The organism is Akkermansia muciniphila, assembly GCF_900184965.1.
Taxonomy (GTDB): Bacteria; Verrucomicrobiota; Verrucomicrobiia; order Verrucomicrobiales; family Akkermansiaceae; genus Akkermansia; species Akkermansia muciniphila_A.
Genome location: NZ_FXYA01000204.1, coordinates 17259 through 41113, shown reverse-complemented (window position 1 = coordinate 41113; position 23855 = coordinate 17259). Strand labels below are relative to the sequence as shown.

Below are 23855 nucleotides of genomic sequence, written 5' to 3'. Positions count from 1 at the left end.
CATGAAATCAATTTTGCTAGCCGCTGCGTTCCTGGGCTCCCTCTGCTGGGCCGGAACCAATCCCTACAACATTATTCCGGAGCCCGTCAACGTGACGACGGCTTCCGGAACTACCAAAAACCTCAAGATCGTCCACGAGCAAAAAGTCGCCGGACTGGGCAATGAAGGGTATACCATGAAACTGACTCCCGGCGGCGTGGAACTCCGTTATACCACGCCCAACGGGAAGGCCATGGCGATGGCGACCCTGCTCCAGCTTCAGGACCAGCTTTCAGATGCTCCTGAAGGCCTTCCCTGCGGCAGCATCCAGGATTCCCCCGACTTCGGCTGGCGCGGCATGATGGTTGACGTGGGCCGCTACCACTACCCCATGAAGGAGATCTATAACTTTGTGGACGCCATGCATTACTACAAATACAACGTCCTGCATCTCCATCTGACGGAAGACCAGGGCTGGCGTCTCCCCGTGCCGGGCTACGATAAGCTCCGCACTATCGGCGCCGTCCGTCCCTCCGCCCCGGCAAGCCAGAACAACTCCCTGCTGGCCAATGAAGGCATGTATACCAAAAAGGAACTCCAGGACCTGGTAGCCTACTGTAAAGCGCGCGGTATCCAGGTGCTCCCGGAAGTGGAAATGCCGGGCCATAACATGGCCCTGGCCGCATCCTATCCCGAATTCTGCTGCAATACCAAACGGGCCCAGGTATGGACGCACGGCGGCGTTTCCTCCAAACTGATTTGTCCGCAGAAACCGGCCACCAAAAAGTTTCTTAAGGATACCTTCCATACCGTTCAGCAGATATTCCCTTTCCCGTACATCCACATCGGCGGTGACGAATGCCCCATGGGAGACTGGAAGAAATGCCCGGACTGCCAGGCCGCCCGGGCCAAAAAGGGCCAGGGGGATAATGTGGAAGCCCAGATGAGCGATTTCACGAAAAGCCTGACGGCCATGCTCGCCAAGCACAGGAAAAAGCCCATCCTTTGGTATGACATCAACAAAAGCTATTACCACAAGGGGGAAACCGTCATGTCCTGGCTGCCGGGAGAATTCCCGCGTTGCATTGACAAGACGAAGGAACAGGGCATCGACCTCATCGTCACTCCCCAGTTCAAGTATTATCTGGCGCGCACCCAGATGAAATTCCCGGCGGACGACGTGCGCGCCCGGCCCGGGGGCGCCCCCATCCTGCTGAAAGACTGCTACAACTTCGATCCCCGCAACGGACGGGACAAGAATGACGTCAAGCACATCAAGGGCATCAACCTCTGCATGTGGGCGGAATGGATTCCCTCCGGCGAATTGCTGATGTACATGACCTATCCTCGCGCCATGGCAGTTTCCGAAACCGCGTGGGGCAATCATAAAAACCGTCCAAGCCTGGAAGAGTTTGAAAAGAAGATGGAAACTCACAAAAAACATTTCCAGAAGCGTTTCGGCTATACTTTAGAGCGCACGGTGGAAAACAAACCCTACCGGGAAAAATTCATCACTCAGGAGGAAATAGAACGTATCAACGAGAATTATAAAAAGGGCCAGCAAAACGCGGATAAATAGCGTTTCCTTTTCTCTCGCCATCCTCTGATTCTTTCAAGGCCGGGGCCGCGGACTACCGCAGAGCCCCGGCTTTCTTTTCCCGCTTGACCGGGAAGCCCTCTTCCCTTCTAATCGTTCCGCCATGTTACACCTTTACGATACCCGCACCAGAACGGCCCAGGACATTTCCCCCATGGATGGAAAAACGCTGCGCTTTTACTGTTGCGGACCCACGGTGTACGGTCCTGCCCACATCGGCAATTTCCGCACCTTCGTGATGCAGGACGTCTTCCGCCGTGTCCTGGAACTGGGGGGGATTCCCACCACGCATATCCGCAATCTGACGGATGTGGACGACAAAACTATCCGGGATTCTCAAAAGGCCGGCGTTTCCCTGGCGGAATTCACCGCTGGCTGGGCGGATCTGTTCCACCGGGACTGCGCCGCACTTAATTGCCTGCCTCCCCATGCGGAACCCTCCGCCGTGGGCCATATTCCCGAACAGATACGAATGGTCCAAACACTGGTGGAAAAGGGCCATGCCTATGTCTCGGAAGACGGTTCCGTGTATTTCAGAATTTCTTCCTTCCCGGAATACGGAAAGCTTTCCCACCTGGACGAACGTGAACTGGATTTAGGAAAAACCGCCAATACCCGGTCCAACGCGGACGAATATGAAAAGGATTCCGTGGCGGACTTCGTGCTGTGGAAGAGCCGCAGGCCGGAAGACGGCGACAACTTCTGGCCCTCTCCCTGGGGAGAAGGCCGCCCCGGCTGGCACCTGGAATGCTCCGCCATGATCCATAAATACTTCGGCAATGACTTCGATCTCCATTCCGGCGGCGTGGATCTGGTATTCCCCCACCATGAAAACGAAGTGGCCCAGTCCCGCTGCGCCTGCGGCGGAGGCTTCGCGCGCCTGTGGTTCCACATCACGCACCTGCTGGTGGACGGCGGCAAGATGTCCAAATCCCTGGGCAACATGTACACGCTGGCGGATTTGGACAAACTGGGCCATAAGCCGTCCGCGGTCCGGTACGTGCTGGCGGGGGGCTATTACCGCCGTCCGTTGAATTTCACCCTTTCCTCGCTGGAAGACGCCAAAGCCGCGCTGAACCGCCTGGCCAAATTCGACACGCAGCTCAGGAACGCCTCCGGAACGGATTCCGTTCCATCCTATGAGGAATTCTGCGCGGCACGCCCGGAATTGGGAATCTTCCAGCCGGCATGGGACAGCCTGAACGATGACCTGAACACTCCGGAAGCCCTGGGCCATGTCTTCAGCGCCATCAAGAAGGCGGATATCCCCTCCCTTTCACCGGAGGAGGCGCTCCGCTTGCGGAATGCCTTCCACTTTATCCTGTCCGCCTTCGGCATTATTCTGCCGGAAGAGGAACAGGAGGAGGCTCCGGAAGAAGTTCGCGTTCTGGCGGATCAACGCTGGCAGGCCAAGCAGAACCGGAACTGGACGGAAGCAGACCGTCTGAGGGCGGAAGTGGCAGCGCTGGGCTGGGTCATCAAAGACCGCAAAGACGGATACGACCTGGCACGCAAATAAACGAATGGACTCCTTTTCCCCCATCCCCAATCATACGGGCTTCACGGCCAGGGACCTGTCTATGGACAGGCCGGGAACCCTGAAAGGCGGCGCCTTCGCCAAAATAAGCCCCGGCGGCGGAGGCCCCCTTTCTCCGCACCGCCATGCCCACGCCCACTTATTCATTGTCACCCGTGGAACAGTCTCCGTCATGCTTGACGGAGAAGAACGAACGGTTCACAAGTACGAATCCCAGCTCGTTCCCGGCGGCGTTCTCCATGCCGTCTGGAACAGGAATGCGGAACCGGCGGAAATCCTGGGCCTGACGCTGGAAGCGCCTTCCTCCCCCACATCGTCAATTTAATGAGTTCCCGACAGCGCACCCTGGGACATGCCGCCGCCCTCATGACCATTATCATCTGGGGAACGACTTTCGTCTCCACCAAGGTGCTCTTACGGGACTTCACCCCCGTCACGGTACTCTTCACGCGCTTTGTAATAGGATATGCCTTTCTCTGGTGCCTGAAACCGCGGGTTCTTCCATTCTCCGGCTGGAAAAAGGAACTCCTGTTCGCCGGAGCGGGATTGACCGGGGTTACCCTGTATTTCCTGCTGGAAAACATCGCCCTGACTTACACTTTCGCCTCCAATGTGGGAATTATCGTGGCCGTGGTGCCTTTCTTCACAGCCCTTCTGGCCCATTTCCTGCTGAAAGGGGAAGGCTTTTCCCGCCGTTTCTTCCTGGGTTTTGCCGCCTCCTTCACGGGCATCTTCCTTATCATGGCAAACGGCGCCTTCGTGCTGGAACTGAATCCGGCGGGGGACATCCTGGCACTGGGAGCGGCCTTCGTCTGGGCGGCGTATTCCATTCTGATGAAAAAAATCGGCGTCAACACGTCCAACATGATCATCTGCACGCGCCGCATTTTTTTCTATGGCATCGCGCTGATGATCCCCGCCCTGTGGGTCCTTCCGGCAAATATGGACTGGCGTCTGATGGCAAAACCCGTCAATGCCGTTAACCTGCTGTATCTGGGCCTGTTCGCTTCCGCATTGTGCTTCCTGACCTGGAATCGCGTGGTGGAAATGCTGGGAGCCGTCAAGTCCAGCGTTTACATTTACATGGTACCGGTCGTAGCCGTGGTGGCCTCAGCCATCATTCTGGGGGAACGCCTGACCTGGATATCCCTGGCGGGGATCCTGCTTACCCTGTTCGGCGTCACGATTTCAGAGTACAGAAAAAAAACACGGAAAAGCGGGAAGAAAAGGCCATCCTGAAAGAAATCTGATTTTTCCCGTTCCGGTTTTCGATATTTTCCTCCCCCTTGCAGGGAAATGGACGGAAACCGCTTTCAGGACATGCCAAACTTATGATTTCCCGCAACGGACAAACATTCATTTATCACGTTGCGGAAAAGCTTGTCTCCGGATTAGATATCCGGCAACAACAAAGTTTCCTGAAGAAAATCCTCTCAGCTCCCGGAAACGCTTCTTTCCGCCTCTTCTTGAATGCGCGCTTCCGTCTCTTCAATCTTTTCCGAAAGATCTGCCCATTGCGTAAAACAGGTTTCCAGCTGCCGGTCCGTCTGCTGGAAACGGGAAGTAAGCTCCATGACGGCTTCCGTATCAGCCGCTACTTCCGGACGTTCCAACTGAGTAGTAATTTCCGTTTTTTCCGTTTCCAGCCGCGCTATTTCTTCTTCCAGCAGCTCCAGTTTCTCCTGAAGCGGACGCAGCAGGCGCGTCTTCTTCTGGCGGATTTCCGCCTCCATGCGCCTGCGTGCCTTGCGGTCCAGCCCGGCTCCCGGTTCCGCCGTTCCGGAAGAGGGTGAGGCGGCTGCGGCGGCCAGGGCCTGATCCCGCTCCACCTTTTCCAAATAATCAGAAACGTTGCCCAGGTAAACGCGCGGTTTCTCCCCCGGAACAAATTCCAGAACTTTCGTCACGATGGGGTCCAGGAAACTGCGGTTGTGGGAGACGATGCAGTAGGAACCCGGATATTCGGACAGGGCCTGTTGAAGCACCTGCTGGGACTGGATGTCCAGATGATTGGTCGGTTCATCCAGAATCAGGAAATTGGCCGGATGCAACAGCATGCACACCAGCGCCACGCGGGAGCGCTCGCCCCCGGAAAGCATGCCAACGCGCTTGTGCACGTCATCCCCCCGGAACAGGAAACAGCCAAGCAGATTCCGGACCATGGGCGCAGATTCCCGCGTGGCGGCAGCTTCCACGCATTCCAGAACCGTTTTCTCCGGATCCAGGTCGTCAGCATGCGTCTGGGAGAAAAAAGCTACCTGCGTATGGCGTCCCATGGTCACGCTGCCGGAGCTGGGGGCCTCTCCGCCGGAAATAAGGCGGGAAAATGTGGATTTCCCTGCCCCGTTTACTCCTACAATGGCAATGCGGTCCCCTTTTACGATTTCAAAATCCACATCCTCAAAAACGGCAACGGGGCCGTAATGCTTGGAAACCTTTTCCAGCCTGACTACAGAATGGGCGCCGGCTGGAGGAGCAGGAAAGTGAAAGTTCATGACGGCGTCATCCTCTTCCACCTCAATCAGTTCCACTTTTTCCAGCTGCTTGATGCGGGACTGCACCAGGGAAGCCTTGGTGGCTTTATAACGGAAACGGTCAATAAACTCCTTCGTTTTGGCGATCTCCCGCTCCTGGGCTTTTTTCTGGCGCAGCAGAATCTCCTTCCGCAGCACGCTTTCCTTCAGGAAATAGGAAAAATTGCCCGCGTACTCCTCCGCACGGCCGTGGTAAAAAGCAATCGTACGGGAAACCAGGGAATCCAGCAGCGCGGCATCGTGGGAGATGAGGATGATAGCGCCCCGGTAGGAGCGCAGGTACTGTTCCATCCACCGTTGGGACTGGATGTCCAAATGGTTGGTAGGTTCGTCCAGAAGCAGCACTTCAGGTTCCCGGAGCAGCAGTTTGGCCAATGCGATGCGCATTTGCCAGCCGCCGGAAAATTCTCCGCAATCCCGGTCAAAATCCCTGTCTTTGAATCCCAGGCCGCGCAGGATAGATTCCGTCCGGGGACGCAGCCGGGCGGAATTATGGGCATGCAGCACCAGTTCCAGTTCCCCGATTTCATTGAGAACTTCAGAGTAGGCGGCGGAACGGGGGTCCAGCCCCGCCATTTCCCGCGTCAGGACATCAATGCGCTCCTGAAGATCCATCAGGTCCGCAAAAGCGGACATGGCTTCATCAATCAATTTGCGCCCGCGGATATGAATTCCTTCCTGGGGCAGATAACCCACCTGGGAATGCCTGGATTTGATAATGGAGCCGGAATCCGGTTCATTCAAACCGGCGATGCACTTCATCAGCGTGGATTTTCCCGCGCCGTTATGGCCCGCCAGGGCAATTCTTTCCCCATCCTCCACTGTAAAGGATAGGTCATTGAACAGGACGCGCGCGCCATACTGCACGCGCAGGTTTTGAACAGCCAGAACCATGTGCTGAAAAAGCAGAGAGAGGAAAACAGCGGAACGGGCGTCCCCGCGCCGCGTTCCGCTGAATGAATGCCGGAATGAAGTTATTTACCAAGCGCCTTGTTCCACGCGGCAATGCGGTCGGCCTGTTCCGCAAACAGATCATCCGCATTATCTTCAATCGTAATGCCGGAGATGGTGTCTCCCTGCTTAATGGAATCCACTACGCTCTGGCCTTCCGTCACCTTGCCGAAGACGGTGTGCTTGCCATTCAGCCAGTCGGTGGGCACATGGGTGATGAAGAACTGGGAACCGTTGGTTCCGGGGCCCGCGTTCGCCATGGAAAGCACGCCGGGGCCGTCATGCTTGAGGTCCGGGCGGCACTCGTCTTCAAACCTGTAGCCGGGGCCTCCCATGCCCGTGCCGGTGGGGTCGCCGCCCTGAATCATGAAATCCGGAATCACGCGGTGAAACTTGAGCCCGTCATAAAACCCCTTGGAAGCCAGATTCAGAAAGGAAGCCGCCGTCACGGGCGTCTTGGAAGCAAACACCGTCAGCTTGATGTCGCCCTTGGAAGTATGGATGGTGATATTTTTGTCAGTTGCCATGGGCGCATGTTAAACGCGCCAAAAGGCATGGTAAAGGCTTATTGCGTGCAGTCCCCGGGCCCCTCCGTTATTTCCCGCCCGTTTCTCTGCCGCACCTTTCCATGCCGGGAAAAAGAATACTGCCGCGCCTGCCTGTCATGATGGTTCCTAATGACAGGAGGAACGGTTGATTTTCCATAAAGGAAGGCCGAACTTGAATGACATGAGCGAAGAACTGGTAGAAGAATTCATTACGGTTGAATCCATTTTTGTCCGCGGACGCAATTGTCTGGCGCTCAGGTCAAAATTCTCTCCCCTGTTTACGGACTACTACCTTCACCTCATGCAGTACGGCCTGCGCAACGAAGAACTCTGCGACAGCCTGCTGAAAGAACTCATGGCCTATTTCACCCTCTACATGGTCGCACGGCCCTGGGCGGAGCAACATGCCTGGACTGTCAATCTCCGGACGCCCGCCGTCGCCAACCTGTTTGTGACCGGTTCTTCCCTGACGGAATCCGTAGTAGGGCGCGTCTTCACCCGGGACATCAAGGAACCTGAGGAAAACACGCTGTATTCCACCCTGCTCCGCAAGGGGTTTGACCCGCAATACTCCGTCGTACCCATTCCGGGAACGTCTCCGGCACGGTGGGTGGAGGAATTTTACAGGCAAAGCGAACAGAGAAACGCCCGCTGCATTGAGCTCCCGGATGAATGCTATACCATGGTGACGGCCCAGCCTGACGCGGATGAAGAATGGCTTGCTTCCCTTACCCGGGAGAAAATGGCCCATCTGGAAGAAGATGAAAATACCCGCGTGCTGGAAACGCGCCGGTTCCGCTTTTACTGCGGCTGCACGCTGGACCGCATCCTGCCTACGCTCAAGACCCTTCAGAAAAACAAGGAAGACCTGTTCCAGGGAGAAGAGGAACTGGAAGTCACCTGCCCAAGGTGCGCCGCCATTTACCGTGTGACGAAAGAAAATCTGGAAGATTGAGACATACATGATTTCTTTCTGACAATTAGTCTTTTCGGCAACGAACTTCGTGCTTAAACTTTCCTTGTGCCGACTTGTCCGAAGTGTTTACATAATTTCCACCGCGGGGCGGAATCATTGTGCCCCCACTGCGGTTTTTCCCTGGAAAATCTGGACAAAAAATACGGCAAAAACGCCATTCCCTACCGCCGCGTATGCGACAACGCCGGAGCTCTCCGGCAGCAGGATCGCGTGAGGCTGAATGCCCTGCTGGAGAAACTGGAGCGCCGCATTCCCCCCGTTCTCCTGTCCGTTTATTTCCCCAACATCCTGGAGCCCTTTTCCCTTATTCCACACAGTTTCTGGACAATGAACCACCTGACGGTGGACGAGGCAGGCTTCCCCAACCACCAGGGACCGCTGGATCCCCAGTGGCTCCTGATTCTGGTGCTGGATGTGCGGACGGACACGGCCTGCTTCATGTGGGGGTATGAACTGGACCCTTATGTAGAGCCGGACCTGATCAACAAATCCATCATGAAAGCCCGCATCCCCCTGCGGGAAAGCATGCTCCTCCAGGCCGCGGGTTCCATCATGAAAAACGCCGTCCAGCTCGTAGCCCGGAAAGCGCGCTCCAAGGTCAGGCATCCCATGCGCTATGGATTAACGCCTCCCGCTCCTGCGGACCGGAAAGGAGGCGGCGCATGAAACCCCTTTTATTCCCGCTCCTGCTGGCGGCGGCCATCTTTCCGGCTCCGGCCCAGGAATTGCCTGCCCTGAAATGGACCCCCCGCGACCAGCAATCCCTGATGAGAGGCGCGTGGTGGAATGCCAACCCTCCCTTGCTGCCCCCTGTGGATGCGGCGGCCCCCTCCGATCCCATGCCGGAACCCGCCGCCAATGCAGACTCCCCCGCCGTAGACCCCATTCCGGAGGATTTTACGGACGTCAATGAATATTTCCTGCCGGACTACATCCGCACCTCCACCGGCCTGATTGACCCCCAAAAGCTTCTTGCGGAAGTGGAAAGCAATGACGTTATCGAGCTTATCAAGCTCGTCAAATCCCGTTACAACGTCAACCTGTTCGTCAGCATCTTCGCGGCCGGGCAGAAAGTCCCCCCTTCCGTCAATGCCCCCACGATCGCCCGCCAGATATTCAGGGACAAGGAGCGCAATCTGCTGCTCCATTTCCACATGGGAGATATTAAAAGCGCCCAGATCGCACTGGATCCGGAGCTGAGTTCCCACCTTGGGGATGCGGGACGGCGGGATCTCCTGTACCAGGTGAAGCAGGACGCCTCCCGATTCACCAACCCGCAGGACGAACTCATTGAGGCCATGATTTCCCTGGCCAGAAGAACGGAGGCGGACATGGCATCCGCCCCCAGTCCTTCCCTCCCCGCGCTGGAGCCGGACAATCCTGCCAGCATCCCGGAAGCCAACATCACCATCCAGGAACCGGAGGAGGCGCAAGAATCCTCCCTCCATGCCATGATGAAAGCCTGGATGTCCTTCGCCCTGGCCAATGTAGCCGGCATCATCCTGCACATCTCCGCACTGGCGGCCGTGGTGGTGCTCTGGCTGGTCTGGAAAAACAAAAGAGTGGTGCATCTGCTGCCGTCAGAGCCGGATAAGCGCCTGGGCGCCCCCCACGGAGCTTCCCAGAGCCGTCCCGTGAACTACTGCATGCAGGACAGCTGCGGGCCGAACTCCATCGGACGCAGGCAAATGCGCCAGCACATGCGCGATGTCTCATGACAGAATCATCCCCACCCCCCGGAATCCGCGCCTCCCTGAATGAGGCGGGAGAACTGGCGCTTACCGCGGTGAACGCCCCTCCGGAAGCCGTCATCCGCATGGACGTGAATGCGGATACCCCCCGCATGCTCTGCACGCAGGGCCGTTATCTGGCTCCGGTGCAGGCCCCGCCCGGCACGCGCATCCGCTTCCGCCTGTTCCGGGGGAAGCGCGGCATTACGGCGCCGGAAACCTTCATCATGCCCGGCCCTGCCCCCGCCCGGGCCGTACCCTCCACGCTGATTCCCTGCACCCAGGACCGGGACTTCATGATTTACGACTGGGCGTCCCGGCATGAAGCCGCGTGCCGCATCGTGCGCGAAACACGCCCGGACCTCCTCTTCATCGGAGACTCCATCACACATTTCTGGGGAGGTCCGCCCGTGGACGAACCGCACCGGGACATCCTCCAGAAATCCCCGGAAACATGGGACCTGTGCGCGGCGGGAATGCGGGCGGTCAACCTGGGGTTCGGCTATGACCGGGTGGAAAACGCCCTGTGGCGGCTCCGCCACGGAGAACTGGACGGAGCGGAGGACAATGCCGTTTGCGTGGTGCTCCTCGGCACGAACAACCTTTCGGAAAACACGGACGGCGAAATCCTGGAAGGCATTCGTGCCGTCTGCCGGGAAATCACCGGCAGACTGGAAAAAGCCGTCATCATCCTCCAGGGATTCTATCCGCGCAACAGCGCCCGGGAAGGCACGGCGGAACGTATTGCCGGCATCAACCTCCTTCTGAACCGCCTGGCCGCGGAAGAAAATTTCATCTATACGGAGCCGGGACGCGTCATGGCGAATAGCGATGGACACGTCCCGGAAGAACTTTCCAGCGACGGACTGCACCCCTCTGCGGCCGGCTACGCACGCATCGCCGCCGTGCTGGCTCCTGTCATCAGACGGGCGGCTGAACGGAAAAAATGACGCCGGCAAGAAACCGGACCCATCTTCCGGTGTTTTTCCTCATAGAACCCCTCAGCGGAACCGCCACCATGAACGAACAGGACGATACAACACTCTGGCAGATTCTGGGCCATGCCTCCCAACCTGCGCCGGGAGACGATTTTGCCCGCAAGGTCATGATGCGCATTGAAAGGGAAGAATGCGCTCCCGCCGTTCCGGTGGAATCCATTCATCACTTCAAGCGGCATTCCTTCCGCATTTGGGGAGCTGCGGCGGCAGCCCTGGTGGCGGCCGTCATCGGCATTGCCGCCCTGATGGAGCCTTCTTCTCCGGAAACGGCGCCCTTTTCCATCGCCGCCCTGAATATTGACGATGTACTGGTAGAGGAAGCCGGTCTGGCTCTGGGGCAGGAAAACCTGGTAGACGCCCTCTGCGTACTGTCCTCCACGGAAACGGGCGTCATCTCCTCGGACAACATCCAGGACCTTCTTCTGTAACTCCGGGAACGGAAATACCATTCAATGCCCGTCCGGCGTCACAAGCCTCCGTGCCGGGCGTTTCCGTATTATTTTTCCCGACTGCCTTGAATCCGTATTTCAGAAACCCCGCTTTTTCCGAAAACGGAAATGTAAAGAGTCTGTATCCCGGAGGGGCAACTCATCCGGCAGGAGGAACGGGGCTACCAGCCCCTGTAGGGTCTAGTTTAATTCATACACAAGCGTAGCGATACGTTCCAAACTATTAACATATATATGGCGGGCGCTGGATGGCATCCGCCATTTTTATTGGAGATAATCGGGGATTTTCCCCCATCACGTCCGGGGCGTGTTGTTGTTCTTCCTGGAATTCCTTATGTTCATTTGAGAGCTAAATGGTTAGTTCTCAAACAAGAAACAATTCAGGAATATGAATAATTATATACCACTGAACAAGGCGGTCGGTCCGAAGCTTATCTGCGACGGGGAGCAGGCTCTCATCCCGCAGAAACTCGGAGTTGACGCGATGGAGTTCAACTTTGACGGTTCGGCGTGCGAACACGCCACTTGCGCCGGAGCGCCGGAAATGTTCATCAAGGTCGAGGAAGACGGCCTGTATTATTTCGGCGTGGAAGCCGACGACACAGGCAGCATTTCCATTGCGGGCGACGTGCTTTGCAAGAAGGATGGGACACCTCCCAACGGCAAGCTGAATATTCAAACGGAAATGATAGGATTGAAAGCTGGCTATTACAAGGTGGCCTTGTCTTACACGAATAATGCCTACACCCCCGTCAGCAACAACGCTGCCGCGTTCAATGTGACGATGGACAGGGAACCTATCCAGGCAGGGAAGTACGAAGGCAACTCGACGATGAAGCGCGAATTCTCGCCTTCTCCCAAAATCAAGCTGTGGACGATTGAAAAGGAATCCACCATCACCTGTGAAGAGTCCAAGAAAGTGGAGGTGACGCTTGAAGAACCTGCGCCTGTCGTTGAGGAAAGTATCGGAGATACTAAAACGTCCCTTATCAGTCCCCAGATCATCGTAACGGCTTGCAAGGATGAAGTGCTCGACGAGTGGAGACTGCGCGTGCAGCAAGTTTCCGCCGGTTCCAGGATTCTCTTGCGCACGGGAGGATACAGGGACGCCCTTAAAAATCCCCCTGTCACCGAAGATGAAGCCGTCGAAGCGGTCACTGCAATGAACCGTTACCAGTCTCATAAACGCGGCGCATGGCATACTCAAGAGGCATCCCTCGCCCACGAGAAACACCACCGCCGAGAATGCAATGACGCCTTACAATTCTACTGGGACAATTTGAGAATACAGGATACGATTGAAATGAAGCATGAATCCTGTGAAAAAGTTCCAGAAATGGAAAAGTTTCTGGAAAATATGAAGCCATTCGTTACCGAGTTGAGTAATACGTATTTTGAAGCTGTCTATAACTATATCAAAGTATTGCCGGATGAGGCCAATGACCGTCCCTACTGTGCCGGACAAAAAGTTCTGAACGAGGCAACCCGGAAGATTATTGCCCAGGCAAAGGCCAATGGGTGGAGCAGAGTACCCGATGAAGTCACGGAACCGGGAACGATTGAACCGCCCTGTTTCCTTCCGCCCGTCAACGGCATGTATGCCCGCAGCGTGGCTGCTGCGGAGGAACCGGCGCCCTTGACCCTCTCCATGGCGGATACCTCCCGGTTCAGGGAAGGCAGAATCACAGTCCGCTTCCGCAATGAAGGAAACGAACCTGTCCGGATTCCGGACGAAATCAACGATGAGACGGCTGATTATTTCTTCCTGACGGTGTTGAGGACGGAACGGGGGAACTTCCGCGTCCTGAACAGGACAGGCGGGAAAATAACCTTCAATCGTTCCTTGAACTACCGGGAACTGGCCCCCGGCCGGGAATACAGCGTCACGATTCCGGTGTGTCTGGATGAAGTCGATCTGGAAGGCTGGAAACAATGTTCTTGTGAACTCGAAACGTGCTACTATAATCAGCAGGGTGAAGGTTGTTTCCGGGGGATGCTCCGGGCGACGGCCAGGCTCGCGCTGCAATGAAAAAAATCTTCCGGTATTTAGTACTTCTGGCAAGCCTGTCCCTCCATGCCGCGGCGTGGGGGGACATGGCCGACAACGGAGTGGAATGCTCCGTGGTGATGGAAAAGACCCGGTTTGACGCGAGGGAGACGTTCCCTGACTTCAAACTGGTGTTCACGAACAAGGGCGAAAAGACCGTGCGCCTGTTCGACGACTTCTATCCCCTCAAGGATGACGGCCCTAATATCCGTATCGAAATATGGAAAAAAGCGGGAGGGAAAAGATATGGGTACAGAGTGGGCGAAATAGAGAATCCAATAGCCTGTTATGGAGCCGGTTATAAAATCGAACGGGTAGCGGCTTTGATGCGCTTCATTACGTTGAAGCCGGGAGAAAAACATGAAGTCCCCATCAAGGAAGCTTACCTGTTGCTGATGTATTTTGACCGTCTTCGCAATGGTCAGAACTATGAGCTGGAAGTACGTTTCAGGGATGAAAGTTCGTATCCCGATGCTCGGAGGGTGTATGTAGGGAAGGCAGAATTTAGTTTGTCACGCCGGTCGCCCAAAGGATTCTTGCGCTAATAGCTTTTCTGTTTTATTAAAAAGCTATGGTCTCCTACGCAAAGTTTCCCCAGAATTCCTCAAATCGCTTTCCAGGCATAAAGGCCCGGCTCCTGCGCTGGTGAAGAAAATAGCAATCCGGGCAGAGAAAATTTCCACTGCTGGCGGTTCCTTTTGACGTACACGCCCGCATCGTTTACAACGGGGCATATTCCATGCAGGATTTCCTTTCCACTGTTATTCTTCTGTTCATCGTCATCGACCCGGTGGGTCTGGCGCCCATGATTCAGGGAATGCTGAAAAAATACTCTCCCGCGCAACAGAAGACTATTCTGATGCGGGAACTTGCATTTGCGTTGAGCCTGCTGCTCCTTTTCTTCTTTTCCGGGAAATTCCTGCTGAACCTGCTGGGGCTGCAACCCTCCACCCTGAGCATTTCCGGAGGCATCCTGCTGTTTCTCGTAGCGCTGGGAATGGTCTTCCCCGCCAGGGATATGCTTTCTTCCTCCGGCCGGGCGGACGGAAAGGACGAACCCTTTATTGTTCCCATCGCCATGCCCCTGATGGCCGGCCCCTCTTCCCTGTCCATCATTATGCTGCACGCCTCCCAGACTCCGGACAGCATTTCCCAGATGACTTATGCCGGGGCCATTGTAACTGCCTGGTTCCTCTCCGGAATTGTGCTCTTCATCGCCCAGAAGTTCCTGCGCCTGCTGGGGGAAAAAGGGACAATCGCCCTGGAACGGATGATGGGCATGGTGCTCATCATGATTTCCGTCCAGATGTTTATGAACGGACTCGCCGGCTACGGCGTCAAATAGAAAAGCGGTTCCGACCATGATTTGGCTTCTGCACGGCAATCTGGGTTCTCCGGCGGATTGGAAACCCGTCATGGATTTTCTTCATGCCGGAGGTGTGGAGGCTCGCGCTCTGAACCTCTGGAAGTATCTGGAATGCTGCCCCAAGAGTTTGAAGGATATGGGCCGCGTGCTGTGTTCCGAAATAGCCTCCCAGGATCGCCGCCCCCTCCTCTGCGGCTATTCCCTGGGGGGCAGGTTGGCCATGCAGGCCGTTTTGGCTCATCCCCCTCTCTGGAAAGGAGCCATATTCGTCAGCGCCAATCCCGGCCTGGAACATGAAGCGGAACGGGCGGCGCGGCGGGCGAAGGATGCGGAATGGGCCGTCCAATGCCTCTCCGCTCCCTGGGAAAATTTTTTGAAGGAATGGGATGCCCAGGGCGTATTTGAAGGCGGTCCGCCGCCTCCGGACCGTTCTTCCCTGAAACCGTGGCGCAAATCCATCTCCCGCGCCTTTATTGACTGGTCTGTGGGCGCACAGGAAAACCTGGCTCCGCTTTTGAGGCAATCCCCTGTTCCCCAGCTTTGGATTGCCGGACAGCGCGACGCCAGATTCAGCGCCCTGGCGCGGCGCATGGCGGGAGAACAAGCCGTCATCATCCCTCATGCCGGGCACCGGCTTCCCCTGGAAACGCCGGAAAGGCTGGCGGAATGCCTGCAACCATTTATGATGAACAATCTATGAACGATCCTGAAATACCGGACGCGGAAGATTTAAGAAAACTGGTGGAGGAAATCGCGCAGACCCGCATTCCTTTCGGCATGTACGGTCCTGCCAAATATCCCCCCAGGGGATGTCCGCTGATGGATGTCCCCCAGGAATATCTGGCCTGGTTCCAGGCCAAGGGGTTCCCGAAAGGAAAACTGGGCCGCCTGATGGAACAGTGCCTGCTGCTGAAAGGGAACGGGCTGGATTCTCTTTTTGACCCCTTCCGGAAAGCCAACGGCGGGCGGACGAAGAAAAACGCCCGCCGCCGCGTGTGGAACTTTGAAAATGAATGACCTTCCTTTTCTGAAGGGATGCCCCCTCCGGCAAATCAGGAGGCAGGAACCATCTTCACTTCCAGGCTTGCGCCCCCTTCTTCCTTAACGGCCAGCACGTAAAAAACCCCGTCCTCTTTTTTCCCGCGCGTGACCACAATGGTCAGGCTGCCGCGGGACAGCCTGACGCCATCCTCCGGAACGGAAGAAATCCCCAGCTCCGCCAGGAGTTCAAGCGCTTGAATGCCGTCCCTCACACGGATGGTTTGTCCGTCGTCCGCTATCTGCTTCTTCACTTCCTGCCAGGCTGCGGCAAGCTGGCGGGGTTCCTGCTGCCGCATCTCCGCAGGGGACAGGGATGGAAGAGCCATGCACAGCACGGCGGACATGGTAATCAACAGTCTCTTCATGACAGGGAGGCGGAGGGAAGCTGCTTGTCCAATGCGTTCTGAAACTTTTCCAGGGCCTGCATGGCATGGTCGGACGCCTTCCGGTCAACGGAAAGCGCCAGGCCGCAATGGGGGCACCTGATGGAGCCGGACAGCAAGTCCGGAATGGTCGTGGGGAAATACACTCCGCATTTGGGGCAATGAAGCCCCGGAGTGCGCTGGTAGGAATAAGTTGTTTTCTGGTCCATGTTGTTTTTTTCAATTAATCATTTCTTTTCCCGGGAGGGAGAATCCTCATAATGCGGCCTGGAAGCCAGCTGGAGAAATTGGGACAAGCCGGAAGGCATGTCCGCCTGCTGCATGGAGACATGAATTTTCATGTTCGCCTGAAGGGAGGAAGAAGCGCCTCTCCCGGACTGCGGAGCCAGGGAGGCCCGAAAATTCAGCCCTTCATTCTTCTCCTTTCCGCCGGGTGACTCCACCTCTCCCCTGTTCAGGGAGAAATGTTCGTTCGGAGCGGAAGCTATTGCGTCAATGATATTGATGTCAAAATCAAAATCCGCCTGCTTGATTTGCAGCAGCGGCAGCGTCACCAGGCTGATGAGCGGCACGCTGACCTTCTTTTCCGCGACGCCGGAAGCGTCGCTGTCCGTAAAGTTGAAGCTGATCAATCTCAACGCCCCTGTGGATCCGTCCGCAGGATTGTAGGACTCAAAGGCCAGGGACATGAAATGCTTCATGTAACGTTCCGTGGACATGGCGTCCGCATCAATCGTTGCGACCAGCGGGGCTGAAATCAGCTGCTGCAGGCTCATAATGTGCCCGTTCACCTTGTTGTTTGCAGAATCACTCATCATCGTATCACTGTTGCGCGGACACTCCGGAGACATCATTCTGCTCCGCCAGAACAGAGGGGAGGGAAACAGGGGATATATTCAGGCGCAGAGTCTGCACGGCTTCCTCCGACATCTTTTTCAGCTTGTCCGCCTCCACTTCCACGTCCACCACCACATTGCTTTCCTGCCTGGTGAAAACGTACTTTTCCGCCAGGGCGGCCAGGAAGGAGGAAAGGCCCTCCCGGAGATTCGCGCGGCATTCCTGCCTGAGGTCGTCACCCCGGGTTCCCCGGAACAGATCCTCCAGATCCGGATTGTCCATAAACTCCTTCTCCGCGACGCCTGCCAGAATCTCCAGCAGCAGCCCTCTGTCCAGCCCGGTTTCCGCTTTCAGAAGCGAGCCTTCATGGGTGGAAACGACTGCGGAAATTTTCTTCCGCAGGTAGGAGCAGAAATTCTTTTTCCACTGTTCCTCCCTAGCCAGCAGGCTTGAAAAGTCGCTTCTGGCTTCGTCGTCCGGAAGACTGGAATGCACCACGGCCATCACAATGGAACGGATGGCAAACGCCGGCGCTCTCTCTTCCAGTTCCTGACGAAACAATCTCCACTGCTCCGTGTCCGCAACCAGTTTCTCCTCCACCCCGGAAGTCCCCGTCACCGCATACTTCAAATCGAATTCCAGGGAACCTATCTGGGCGCTGGGCAGCGGAAAGCCGCACGCGCGGCCTCTTTTCCCATACTGGCGCGCCAGTGATGCCGCATGGCAGTTCGCCGCGTGCTGCGCTTCAATAATGTCCTTCAGCAGGGATTCCACGATGAGATGAAGACGGGACATGGCTCTGGAATGGAGGAGAAATCGTTATGGTTCGGTTATCAGGCGCCTACAGCCACCTTCTTCTTGAGTTCTCCAGCGCTCACCGTGCAGTTTCTGGCATCTTCCCGGGAAAGCGTGTATTCCTTGCCGGAATCCGTCTTCACAATCCTGGATTCATTCCCCGCGCCGTTTTCGAACGTTTCCGTCGCTTCGCCTATCCGGAGAGTGATGGCTTCCGGATCAAACAGGCCCTCCTTGTTCTTGTAGGAGGCTACCAGTTTCACGGTTCCGTCTTCCTGAATGGCATGCTGCACGTCCAGGGAACCATCCGGAGACACGACGGAAATGCTGTTGTTCAGCATTTCCAGCACTTTGGCCATCCCGGCGGGCATGCTGTCCTGCCCGGCATGGACGGCAACGTCCATGGTGTATTCCACGCTGTACTTGGAATCCCTGGTCGCGGAAGAGTCCTTTTTGCTGGAGTAGCTGGCATTCATGCTGCCGCGCGCCCAGAAGCATCTGGCAGAAGCGGACACGTTGACGTCGGCGGCAGTGGAGGAAGTTTCCGTTTCCGTACTGGCGGCGGACGCGCTGATATTCGCCTTGAAATTAATGTCGATGGAATTAATGGCGATGTATGGGATGGGGACGATGGTCAGAAGGGGAACTGTAATCTGAGCCATGTGGCCGTCCTTGATGAACTGGAAGGAAACGTTCACCGTCTTCTTCTCTTCCCCATCCGAGTACAGGCCCACGTTCTGGATGAATTCCCAGGAAGTCCGGGCCGCCTGGGCCTGTGCTTCCACACAGGCAACGAGGGGACCGCCGATGATGTTGCCGAAGGGCAGCGACTGCAGGGAAGAAGTCGCTGTCTCTGCTGCTGATTTGTCAATTGCCATTATTTATTTCTATTTCTGGTTCAGGTTCATTGATATGCCGCCTTCCGGCGACGTCGTGAATCATGCGGTCATTCCGGTTCTGCTTCCACCCCGCCTTTCCGGCCGTTCCGTTTCGCTTTCCGGGAACGCCGCAGAAGTCTGCGCGGCGTCCCGGCGCCTATTTGGAAAACGACAGCATGTTCAAACTGCCCAGCACTTTTTTCTTCATGAATTTGCTGATGGGAATGGCAACGACGCCTACTTGGAGGAAATTGCCCGCAATGGATTCTATATGCAGCTTGTTAACCAGGTAGGAACGGTGCACGCGGATAAAATATTCCCCATCCAGATGCTCGGATACCCGCGCCAGAGGAGCGGAAACAAGGATGGACGGCATGCCGTGCACGTGCAGCGTGCAATAGCTTCCTCCCGCTTCCACATACAGGATATGCTTCATCAGGATGCGCTGGAATCCGTCATTCATTTTAACGAATACCATGGGATTCCGGGACAGGGAAATCCCTGCGTTTTTCCCTGCCGCCGGGAAAAGCCCCCCATCCTTCATTTCCATGATTTCCAGCTTGTCCCCTTCTTCCACCGGCTCCGGCACCGGAGCATAGCAGACCCTATCTTTTTTCGTGACTTTAATAAATTGAACAGTCATTCAAAAATCATAACAAAAACTTTAAAGCATCAATAAATCTCTCAATGAATAACAGAAATGGCCTTTTGAAACCAAAATCCAGTCTTTCGGACAGACAGGAAATTTCCGCCTTTATCTGCCTTCAGCCGCCATTTTCCAATTCCGCGGATAGAATTCTTCCGGCCCCGGTTACAGGAAAGAATTTCCTATTGGCCGGAACGGTTATCAGCCGCCCCTTTCATCCGGCGGTGAAGAACCGGTCTTGAGGATGCCGGACAGGACCATCCTCATTGGACAAGCGCCCCGGCTCCGATTTTCCTTCCGCCGCCCTACAGGCAGTCAGCAAATCCCTCCCTGAACGGCCTCTCCGCCCAGAGGATGGCCGCCGCATGAAGAAGCGGCAGCCGCGGAAATGGCAAGCCTTCCATTGTTCAATGGCCGGGGCAGGCGCCCTGCTTCCGCGCCCCGGAAAAGCAGGGCAGAAAATATCTCCCCGTTGCCGCTCTGTCCGGGAAGCTCCGGAATATGCGTAAAAATGCCGTTCCGCAGTGGGAAACGCTGCGGAAACGTCCTGCCGGAACGGAAGGCTCCATGCGCGGCCGTTGTCCGGCCGGGCATGGAGCCGCCTCAGGGTGTTCAATTACAATTTTTTGGTGTTCAGTTTTTTATCCACCACCATGCCGTCCGTAAGCTTCGGCTGGAACTTCATGTCGCGGCGGGCCTTGAACTTCAGCACAAACAGTTCGGAGGTTCCCTCCACAGGCTCTTTGTCTCCGATGTTGACGAAGGTGGGGTACAGGGCCTTGGTTCCGTTCGTATGAAGCCTGTCGTTCGTCAGGTTCTCCATCTTCTTCATGTTCTTAACCTCCACGCCCACGAATTCCAAATCCTTGGAATCGTACGGGAGGGCGAAGCTCAGGGCATTCACCAGACGGAGGTTCCGGCCCTTCACGGTCACCCTGACGGCGTCTCCCCTGGCGTACCTCTTCTTATCGGCGCTGAGCAGAAGCTTTCCATCCACACAGGCTTTTTTCTTTGCCTCCCCGGCGGCTTTCTTCTTCTCGTCGTCTCCTTCCTTCTTATCCTCTTCCCCGTCTTTCTTGGCGTCTTCTTCCTGCGGCTGGTCGGCTTCGTCTTCCAGCTGGGTGGCTACCACGGAAATATCGTAAGCGTCAATAAGGCCATTCTTGTTGATGTCTCCGTTGCTGATGTAGCCTTCAAAGTCGGAATCGCCTTTCCGCAGCCCCGTGTAGTTGATGTAGGAGGTCAGGTCGTTTCGGTCGATCTTGCCGTCATTGTTGATGTCGCCCGGCAGATAGCTTTCCGTGCCCGGCACCTTGAAGACGTAGATTTCCCTGCCGGAGCCATAGTCGCCCACGCCTTCCGTGACATTCAGCTTGATGTAGCGCGCCGCGGGGGCATCCTTGAAGCTGAATACCTTCACGTCGCCATTCTTGTCCCATTGGAACGTGCCGGCCTTCGTCCAGTTCTCCCGGTCCATGCTGTAATAGACGGCGCCTTTCAGCAATGTGCCGTTGCCGCCGTCCTCGCGGGGAACGTAATGGAACTTCTCAAGCTTGTTGATGGTCTTCAAATCCATGACCAGGTCAAACGGCACGGCCTTCTCGCCATGCTTCGTGTGCCAGGCATCCTTTTCCTTGAAGTCAAACAACTTCACCAGGGAATTGCCCTGGCTTTCGACGCTCGTCTCGCCCTCAATTCCAGGAATGGCGAATTCGAGCGGATTGGCCTTCGTCTTCGCGCTGACAGCCGTCCACGCGGAATGGCCGTCCTTGTTGACGGCCCGCACCTTGAAGGAATAAGGCGTCTCAGCCTCCAAATCCTCAAACAGGAATTCCGTCCCTTTGATGGTGGTGTACAGCATTCCGCCGAATTCGATTTCATAGAAATCGGCATTCGGAACGGCGTCCCACGTGGGCTTCAGGGTATAGGCCGCCGCGTTTTCCTCCGTCACCGCAGCATTGGCGGGAGCGGTCAGCGCGCCGGAAGAAAGACGGTACTTTTCAGCGGGTTCAAACCGGAACCCTTCCACGGAAAGCACCGTGGGGGCCGCCGTAATATCTGCCGCGCCCAGCTTCACCAGCAATTGAGGGTTCCCGGCAATCGCCTTTTTCTCAAAATCGCTTCCCTTCGTCGCGAACCTGTTCAGGTTGGGAGCCCGGTCATAAAAATAAACATTCTCCCGGGACTTGAACTCATCCATGGAATTCGCCTCCGCCAGGTTGACGCTGTTTTCCCCGATTTTGGCGGAAACCCCGGACGGCTTCTGCGTCACGTTGATGCGGAACTCCGTGGCCTTCTTCTTCTGGAAGCCGTTGAAATCCCCCACCGCCGGATGAACGGTGACGGTCACGTTGTTCTTGTCGTCCGTCCGGGATTCAACCAGGGTGCGGACGCCTTTGCCAGCCCTGTATTCTTCCGTCACGCCGTCGTCGTCATACACGGTGAAGGAAGTGCTGCCGTGCGGATAAAGCTCGTAAATGCGCAGGTTCGGATTAATTTCCGAGACATTGTTGCTCGGGTTAGCCATGGGAATAATCGCGCCGTTCTTGACGAACACGGGCAGCTTCCACAAAGGAGCGTCAACGTCATTGTAAATCTTGCCGCCTTCATACAAATCCCCGGTGAAATAATCGATCCACTGTCCTTCCGGCAGGTAAATGCCGTGGCGGACGTCATTTCCCTCCTCGTCCGCCCTGGTTTCCTGGTAAATGGGAGCCACCAGAAAATAGGGGCCGTACAGGAACTGGTACTGCGTCGCCTTCCCCAGCGTGTAGGGATTGGGATATTCCAGGAACATGGCCCGGATCATGGGCAGTCCGGAAACGGATTCCTCCGCGATGCTGTAGGCGTACGGGAGCAGTTCCGACTTGAGCTTGAGATACCACCGGTTAATGGAAGTATAAGGTTCCCCGAAGACATGGGGATACTTTTCATTGGCGCCCCAGCCATCCATGTTCAGTTCCATGGGGGTGAACGTTTTCCACTGGAAATCGCGGACATTCACCAGCGGGTTCTTGCCGCCGAAAATGCCGTCCATGTCCGAACAGATGTTGGGCTGCCCGGAAAGACCGGAGCCGATGTAGGTGGGAATATGGAAACGGATGTACTCCCAGACGCCGCCCGTCTGGTCGCCCGACCAGATGCCGGCATACCGCTGGGTTCCCGCCCAGCCGTCCAGGGAAATGATGAACGGGCGGCTGTTGTTCCCGTAGTAGGTCATGATCTGGGCCACGTCCGTAATGCCGTTCAGCCCGAAGGAATAGCCCGCGCCTACCCAGGCCACGTCCGTTTTCAGCACGCGCACTCCGGCGTCCCGCACCTCCTTCACGATATCGCGCTGCAGCAAAGCGCTGATTTCCGGCTTGGGATGCAGGTCGGACTGAGTCCACAACCCGATTTCCACGCCGTTCTTCCTGGCGTAGTCCGCCAGGCTCTTCAAATTCGCGATATTGCCGTCCAGGGTATCCGTCTGGCCGTACCCGGCTCCGTAGCCGTCGTTCGGCAGAAGCCATCCCAACGGCATGTCATGGGCCTTGTAACGGTCCACGACGGCGCGTCCGGAAAACTGGTAATTGTTCAATTCCCCGTTCAGGGATTCCTTAATGCCTCCGTTATCCTTCTGGCTTTCCTTGTACCGTTTCCCGTCCTCAAACAGGATGCCCTTTTCATCTTCCTTCCAGTAATCCCGGTTATAGGCGTTCAGATGCCCCTGGTAAAAGGCGAACTTGGGCAGCAGAACGGGAGCGCCGGTAAGCTGGTAGAAATCCCTCAAAAGACTGACCGGCCCGTCGTTGACCATGAAAAAGACGTCCAGATAATTTTCATCATGCGAGAGGTTCACCAGATTCTCTTCCCTGGAGCCGAAATCATACTGCCCTTTCTTGAAGGTATGCCACATGACGCCGTACCCGCCGGTGGACCAGTAAAAAGGAGTGGGGGAAGCCACGCCGCCATCCGTCCAGCTGTTCTGGTTTTCTATGGAAATGACCTTTCCCTTATGGGAAAAACGGCCGTTCTGCACGCCGCCGCCGTAAAAATATTCGTCCGGCTTCGCCTTCAGGGAAAAACTGGTTCTGCCCTTTTCAAAAAGAATGGGGGATGCCTGCTCCGCCACTACGGAATGATCCTTCAGATTGATCACCTTGAAAAGAGAGGTCTTTTTATTTATCTCAATCCTGACCTTCCCCGTAGTGATGACAACCGCATCGCCCTTCTGGTCCACATCCAGCCGGGAAACCGGCTTCCGGGGATTGTCCGCCAGAATGCGGGCTTCCGGGTCCGCCTTGGGGTCGCGGATAATGCCGCCTTTGTCATCTCTGAAAATACGGAAAACGTTATCTCCGTAAAAATCGAGCGTCATCCGGCGATTGTTGTCAAGCAGCACTTCCACGGCGGCAGGATTGATTTTCCTGGCGCCTTCAACGGCCTGGACCTGTTGTCCAGGAACCGGCTCTTCCAATGCGGCAAGTGCGAAGCCCGAGAAGGAAATGGACAATCCGAAAGCCAGCAGGACGGAATTCCGGAACATGCCATGGTCTATTGAGTTTCCCATTATTGTAGTAT

General features: G+C 56.2%; 23 protein-coding genes. 14 read left to right on the top strand and 9 right to left on the bottom strand.

The features are described 5' to 3' along the window. Position 1: 1 nt before the first annotated feature. From CI070_RS08225 to CI070_RS08210, 4 genes are all read left to right on the top strand, one after another. Positions 2-1558 carry a beta-N-acetylhexosaminidase gene (locus CI070_RS08225; protein WP_094137306.1) on the top strand — a complete coding sequence of 519 codons (1557 nt, stop codon included), beginning with the start codon at positions 2-4 and terminating at the stop codon, positions 1556-1558. 121 nt (positions 1559-1679) lie between these two features. Beyond that, on the top strand, positions 1680-3095 hold the full coding sequence (cysS, locus tag CI070_RS08220) for a cysteine--tRNA ligase (protein WP_094137305.1): 1416 nt from the start codon (positions 1680-1682) through the stop codon (positions 3093-3095). Between the two features lie 4 nt (positions 3096-3099). After that, the gene (locus CI070_RS08215; protein ID WP_094137304.1) at positions 3100-3438 is read left to right on the top strand and encodes a cupin domain-containing protein; all 339 of its coding nucleotides are present in this window, start codon (positions 3100-3102) and stop codon (positions 3436-3438) included. Further along, complete coding sequence (locus tag CI070_RS08210) at positions 3438-4352, top strand: DMT family transporter (RefSeq protein WP_094137303.1); 915 nt, start codon at positions 3438-3440, stop codon at positions 4350-4352. The genes CI070_RS08215 and CI070_RS08210 overlap by 1 nt, the downstream gene beginning before the upstream one ends. A gap of 194 nt (positions 4353-4546) precedes the next feature. Here the strand turns inward: CI070_RS08210 and CI070_RS08205 are convergent, their stop codons facing one another. Both CI070_RS08205 and CI070_RS08200 read right to left on the bottom strand, forming a co-directional pair. Beyond that, positions 4547-6541 carry an ABC-F family ATP-binding cassette domain-containing protein gene (locus tag CI070_RS08205; RefSeq protein WP_094137302.1) on the bottom strand — a complete coding sequence of 665 codons (1995 nt, stop codon included), beginning with the start codon at positions 6539-6541 and terminating at the stop codon, positions 4547-4549. Between the two features lie 80 nt (positions 6542-6621). Then, on the bottom strand, positions 6622-7125 hold the full coding sequence (locus CI070_RS08200; RefSeq protein WP_094137301.1) for a peptidylprolyl isomerase: 504 nt from the start codon (positions 7123-7125) through the stop codon (positions 6622-6624). Between the two features lie 202 nt (positions 7126-7327). On the opposite strand from CI070_RS08200, the gene CI070_RS08195 reads away from it, so the two are divergent. From CI070_RS08195 to CI070_RS08150, 10 genes are all read left to right on the top strand, one after another. Beyond that, the gene (locus CI070_RS08195) at positions 7328-8101 is read left to right on the top strand and encodes an Hsp33 family molecular chaperone HslO (RefSeq protein ID WP_094137300.1); all 774 of its coding nucleotides are present in this window, start codon (positions 7328-7330) and stop codon (positions 8099-8101) included. A 66-nt stretch (positions 8102-8167) separates the two neighbouring features. Continuing rightward, positions 8168-8788: a hypothetical protein gene (locus CI070_RS08190; protein WP_143246903.1), complete on the top strand. Its 621-nt coding sequence runs from the start codon at positions 8168-8170 to the stop codon at positions 8786-8788. Further along, the gene (locus tag CI070_RS08185) at positions 8785-9840 is read left to right on the top strand and encodes a hypothetical protein (RefSeq protein ID WP_094137298.1); all 1056 of its coding nucleotides are present in this window, start codon (positions 8785-8787) and stop codon (positions 9838-9840) included. The genes CI070_RS08190 and CI070_RS08185 overlap by 4 nt, the downstream gene beginning before the upstream one ends. Next, complete coding sequence (locus tag CI070_RS08180) at positions 9837-10802, top strand: GDSL-type esterase/lipase family protein (protein ID WP_094137297.1); 966 nt, start codon at positions 9837-9839, stop codon at positions 10800-10802. Before CI070_RS08185 ends, CI070_RS08180 begins: the two co-directional genes overlap by 4 nt. Before the next feature lie 68 nt (positions 10803-10870). Beyond that, positions 10871-11278 carry a hypothetical protein gene (locus tag CI070_RS08175; protein WP_143246902.1) on the top strand — a complete coding sequence of 136 codons (408 nt, stop codon included), beginning with the start codon at positions 10871-10873 and terminating at the stop codon, positions 11276-11278. Between the two features lie 409 nt (positions 11279-11687). Further along, complete coding sequence (locus tag CI070_RS08170) at positions 11688-13328, top strand: hypothetical protein (protein WP_094137295.1); 1641 nt, start codon at positions 11688-11690, stop codon at positions 13326-13328. After that, the gene (locus CI070_RS08165; RefSeq protein ID WP_094137294.1) at positions 13325-13891 is read left to right on the top strand and encodes a hypothetical protein; all 567 of its coding nucleotides are present in this window, start codon (positions 13325-13327) and stop codon (positions 13889-13891) included. The genes CI070_RS08170 and CI070_RS08165 overlap by 4 nt, the downstream gene beginning before the upstream one ends. Positions 13892-14085: 194 nt before the next feature. After that, on the top strand, positions 14086-14691 hold the full coding sequence (locus CI070_RS08160; RefSeq protein WP_094137293.1) for a MarC family protein: 606 nt from the start codon (positions 14086-14088) through the stop codon (positions 14689-14691). Positions 14692-14707: 16 nt separating this feature from the next. After that, on the top strand, positions 14708-15412 hold the full coding sequence (locus CI070_RS08155; RefSeq protein ID WP_094137292.1) for an alpha/beta fold hydrolase: 705 nt from the start codon (positions 14708-14710) through the stop codon (positions 15410-15412). Next, a complete protein-coding gene (locus CI070_RS08150; protein ID WP_094137291.1) occupies positions 15409-15729 on the top strand; it encodes a DUF3820 family protein in 321 nt (106 codons plus the stop codon). The genes CI070_RS08155 and CI070_RS08150 overlap by 4 nt, the downstream gene beginning before the upstream one ends. Positions 15730-15764: 35 nt before the next feature. Here the strand turns inward: CI070_RS08150 and CI070_RS08145 are convergent, their stop codons facing one another. From CI070_RS08145 to CI070_RS08105, 7 genes are all read right to left on the bottom strand, one after another. After that, a complete protein-coding gene (locus CI070_RS08145) occupies positions 15765-16118 on the bottom strand; it encodes a hypothetical protein (RefSeq protein ID WP_143245722.1) in 354 nt (117 codons plus the stop codon). After that, positions 16115-16345 (bottom strand): hypothetical protein, encoded by a 231-nt coding sequence (locus CI070_RS08140; protein WP_094137289.1) that lies wholly within the window; start codon positions 16343-16345, stop codon positions 16115-16117. The genes CI070_RS08145 and CI070_RS08140 overlap by 4 nt, the downstream gene beginning before the upstream one ends. 18 nt (positions 16346-16363) lie before the next feature. Then, positions 16364-16951, bottom strand: a complete 588-nt coding sequence (locus CI070_RS08135) for a DUF2589 domain-containing protein (RefSeq protein WP_179219369.1) — start codon at positions 16949-16951, stop codon at positions 16364-16366. 7 nt (positions 16952-16958) lie between these two features. Next, positions 16959-17768, bottom strand: coding sequence for a hypothetical protein (locus tag CI070_RS08130; protein WP_094137287.1), 810 nt, complete (start codon positions 17766-17768; stop codon positions 16959-16961). Between the two features lie 38 nt (positions 17769-17806). Further along, on the bottom strand, positions 17807-18646 hold the full coding sequence (locus tag CI070_RS08125; protein WP_094137286.1) for a DUF2589 domain-containing protein: 840 nt from the start codon (positions 18644-18646) through the stop codon (positions 17807-17809). 157 nt (positions 18647-18803) lie between these two features. After that, positions 18804-19289, bottom strand: a complete 486-nt coding sequence (locus tag CI070_RS08120; RefSeq protein ID WP_094137285.1) for a LytR/AlgR family response regulator transcription factor — start codon at positions 19287-19289, stop codon at positions 18804-18806. A 619-nt stretch (positions 19290-19908) separates the two neighbouring features. Next, positions 19909-23844: a TIM-barrel domain-containing protein gene (locus CI070_RS08105; protein WP_094137282.1), complete on the bottom strand. Its 3936-nt coding sequence runs from the start codon at positions 23842-23844 to the stop codon at positions 19909-19911. Positions 23845-23855: the final 11 nt, after the last annotated feature.